At 69.8% G+C, this 3,955-nt stretch carries 3 protein-coding genes; 1 reads left to right on the forward strand and 2 read right to left on the reverse strand.

Annotation, left to right across the window (positions count from 1 at the left end; translation table 11 throughout):
• Positions 1-2,607, forward strand: a 2,607-nt coding sequence (locus G6019_RS00575) for a leucine--tRNA ligase (RefSeq protein ID WP_182626900.1), incomplete at its 5' end; no start/stop codon positions are given.
• Between the two features lie 117 nt (positions 2,608-2,724).
• Here the strand turns inward: G6019_RS00575 and G6019_RS00580 are convergent.
• Positions 2,725-3,114, reverse strand: coding sequence for a hypothetical protein (locus tag G6019_RS00580; protein WP_107757848.1), 390 nt, complete (start codon positions 3,112-3,114; stop codon positions 2,725-2,727).
• On the reverse strand, positions 3,111-3,955 hold an 845-nt coding region (locus G6019_RS00585; RefSeq protein WP_182626902.1), incomplete at its 5' end, for an SDR family NAD(P)-dependent oxidoreductase. The genes G6019_RS00585 and G6019_RS00580, both read right to left, overlap by 4 nt.

Below are 3,955 nucleotides of genomic sequence, written 5' to 3' on the forward strand. Positions count from 1 at the left end.
TCCGAGGCCAACATCGTCAACATGGAGCGCCAGCTCGGGCGGCTTGGTCTGGGCCACGACCGCAGGCGCGTGGTGGCCACCACCGACACCGAGTTCTACCGCTGGACGCAGTGGATCTTCCTGCAGATCCACGGCGCCTGGTATGACCCGGAGGCCCCCGCCCGCACCACAGATGGTGGCGCGCATCCCACCCGCACCGGCCGCGCCCGGCCGATCGCCGAGCTGCGCGAACAGTTCGTCTCCGGTGCGCGGCCGCTGCCCGAGGGGTTCGCCGGCCGCGCCTGGACCGACCTCACCGCCGCCGAGCAGGAGAAGGTGCTCGACGCGCACCGGTTGGTGTACCTGTCCGACTCCCAGGTCAACTGGTGTCCCGGGCTGGGAACCGTGCTGGCCAACGAGGAGGTCACCGCCGAGGGCCGCTCCGAGCGTGGCAACTTCCCGGTGTTCCGCAAGAACCTGTCCCAGTGGATGATGCGGATCACCGCCTACGCCGACCGGCTGGTCGACGACCTGGACCGTCTGGACTGGACCGACAAGGTCAAGTCCATGCAGCGCAACTGGATCGGCCGCTCGCAGGGCGCCCGCGTGCGATTCGCGGTGGCCGACAGGTCCATCGAGGTCTTCACCACCCGCCCCGACACCCTCTTCGGTGCCACCTACATGGTGCTCTCGCCCGAGCACCCACTGGTCGACGAGCTGGCCGGGCCGTTCTGGCCGGACACCCAGGGTGCTGTCGGCGCGGCCGGCGACGCGGGCCCGGGTGGAATCGACGAGCGGTGGACCGGTGGGCACTCCTCGCCGGCCGAGGCCGTGCAGGAGTACCGCCGCCGGGCCGCGACCAAGTCCGATCTGGAGCGCCAGGAGAACAAGGACAAGACCGGCGTCTTCACCGGCGCCTACGCCGTCAACCCGGTCAACGGGCAGCAGGTCCCGGTGTTCGTGGCGGACTACGTGCTCATGGGCTACGGGACCGGGGCGATCATGGCGGTGCCCGCCCACGACTCCCGCGACCACGAGTTCGCCACGGCCTTCGGTCTGCCGATCGTCCAGGTGGTCGCCCCGGCCGACGGGAGCGAGCTCGACGTGGCGACCGAGGCGTACGCGGGTGACGGCGTGGCCGTGAACTCCACCAACGAGCTCGGGCTCTCTCTCGACGGACTCGGCGTCGACGAGGCCAAGGCCGCGACCATCGCCTGGCTCGAGGGCGAGGGCACCGGTGAGGGCACCGTCCAGTACAAGCTGCGCGACTGGCTGTTCGCCCGCCAGCGCTACTGGGGCGAGCCGTTCCCCGTGGTCTACGACGCCGAGGGTGTCCCGCACCCGCTGCCGGACGAGATGCTCCCCGTCGAGCTGCCCGAGGTCGAGGACTACAAGCCCGTCTCGTTCGACCCCGACGACGCGGACTCGATGCCGTCCCCGCCGCTGGCCAAGGCCACCGAGTGGATGACCGTCGAGCTCGACCTCGGCGACGGCGTGCAGACCTACACCCGCGACGCCAACGTCATGCCCAACTGGGCCGGCTCCAGCTGGTACCAACTGCGCTACATCGATCCCACCAACTCCGACGAGCTCTGCGCGCTGGAGAACGAGCGCTACTGGACCGGACCGCGGCCCGAGATCCACGGCGAGGGTGATCCCGGGGGAGTGGACCTCTACGTCGGTGGAGTCGAGCACGCGGTGCTGCACCTGCTGTACTCGCGCTTCTGGCACAAGGTGCTGTTCGACCTGGGGCACGTGACCAGCGAGGAACCGTACCGCAGGCTGTTCAACCAGGGGTACATCCAGGCGTTCGCCTACACCGACTCGCGCGGCGTCTACGTACCCGCTGCAGATGTAGTGGAGCGGGACGGGAAGTTCTACCTGGATGACTCTCCGGATGCCCCCGAGGTCTTCCAGGAGTACGGGAAGATGGGCAAGTCGCTCAAGAACTCCGTCTCCCCCGACGAGATCTGTGACGAGTACGGCGCCGACACCCTGCGCGTGTACGAGATGTCCATGGGACCGCTCGACACCTCCCGGCCCTGGGCCACGAAGGACGTCGTGGGGGCGCACCGCTTCCTGCAGCGACTGTGGCGCGTGGTGATCGACGAGTCCACCGGGCGGGCCCGCGTGACCGAGGACGAGCCGTCGCAGGACGTGCTCAAGGCGCTGCACAAGGCCATCGCCGGGGTCCGGGACGACTACGCCGGTCTACGGGACAACACCGCGATCGCCAAGCTCATCGAGTACGTCAACCTCCTGACCAAGAGCTACCCGACGGAGGGGCCGGGGGCACCGCGGTCGGTCGTCGAACCGCTGGTGCTCATGGTGGCGCCCGTCGCCCCGCACCTCGCCGAGGAGCTGTGGTCCCGGCTGGGACACACCGGGTCGCTGGCCCACGGTCCGTTCCCCGAGCACGACGAGTCCTATCTGGTCGAGGAGTCGGTGGAATACCCGGTGCAGATCAAGGGCAAGGTGCGCTCGCGCATCACCGTGCCCGCGGACGCCTCACCGGCCGAGGTCGAGGCCGCGGCCCTGGCCGACGAGAAGGTGCAGGCGAACCTCGACGGGGCGACCCCGAAGAAGGTCATCGTGGTGCCGGGCAAGATGGTCAACATCGTGCCCTGACGGGGGTCGCGCCGGCGTGCTGTGGGCTTGCGCGCCCGGAATGGTCCCGTCCGGGCGCGCACTCCGCCCGAGTGCGTACAGAGGAGCCGCGCAAGTCGGGGTAGGTGGGATGACGAATCAGCCGACCTGGACGAACACCGCCGAGGACGAGCCGATGAGGTAGGTGGTGGTGACCATCCACATCGCGTAGCTGGCGAAGAGCCACGGACGCCACCTGATGTGCTGCTTCCACCGCCGGTAGGTCTTGACACCCGCCGTCACGGACAGGCCCACCGACAGGAGCAGGGGCAGAAGCACCACCTCGACGCGGTCCTGTGTCAGGCACGTGCCCCCGGGTTCCGTGCACTCCTCGCCGATGCCTCCGCCGAATGCGACGAGGGCGACCGCCAGGAGGACGACGGCCGAGGCGGAGAGCAGGACGTAGCGGATGGCGTCGGTGGCCTGGCGCTCGTTGCGCTCGAGGCGCTCCAGGGGGTCGTCGGATTCGCCGATCGGCTGGAACGTCACCGTCCGCTCCCCACGAATCCGTTGTGCCCGCCGGCCTCGGCCACTTCGTCGACCGTCGCGATCCCCAGCTGCTCGTCCGTCACGGGTGGGAAGAGCGGACCCCCGCCGAAGGCACCCCGGTGCGACAGCGGCACGCCGCCGTCGTCGTTCCTCAGCCCCTTCTCGCGACCGTACTCGGCGGTGATGATCGTGGACCCGCTCAGCCGGGGGAGCGACGGGTCCTCGGTGAGGGCCGCGATCACGCGGCCCACGAAGGTCGGGTCCTCGGCGCGGTCGAGGGGGAAGCCGTTGAAGTCGTCCATCCCCAGCGACAGGATGAGCTCGGTACGGATGAGCCCGAGCCACAGGGACAGGGTGGACACCCCGGTGCCGGCGAGCTCGTGGGCCATGTCGGCGGCCATCTTGTCCAGGGCGGTCTTGCTCATCCCGTAGAGGACGGTGTGGAACGGAGCGCGCGACCCGAACGAGGAGATGTTGACCATCAGACCGGAACCCTGCGGGACCATCACCGCGGCGGCCTCGCAGCACGCGACATAGTGCGCGCGCAGCCCCACGCCCATGAGCGCGTCCCAGTCGCCGGCGGGCCGTTCCCAGAACCTCCCGTTGAACCCCATGAAGCCCTTGGGGTTGGTCCAGACGTTGTTGACCAGCAGGTCGAGTCGTCCGGTGTCGGCGACGATCCGGGCGATGACGGCGGCGATCTGCTCGTCGCGGGCGTGATCGCACTCGAGGGGGAGCACCCGGCCGGAGGCGCCGGCCGCGGCGTCGACCGTGGCCTGCAGTCGCTCGGCCGAGCGCCCCGTGACGTACACGGTCCACCCGGCGTCGGCGAGAGCGGTGG

It is taken from the genome of Dietzia sp. DQ12-76 (assembly GCF_014145045.1).
GTDB lineage: Bacteria > Actinomycetota > Actinomycetes > Mycobacteriales > Mycobacteriaceae > Dietzia.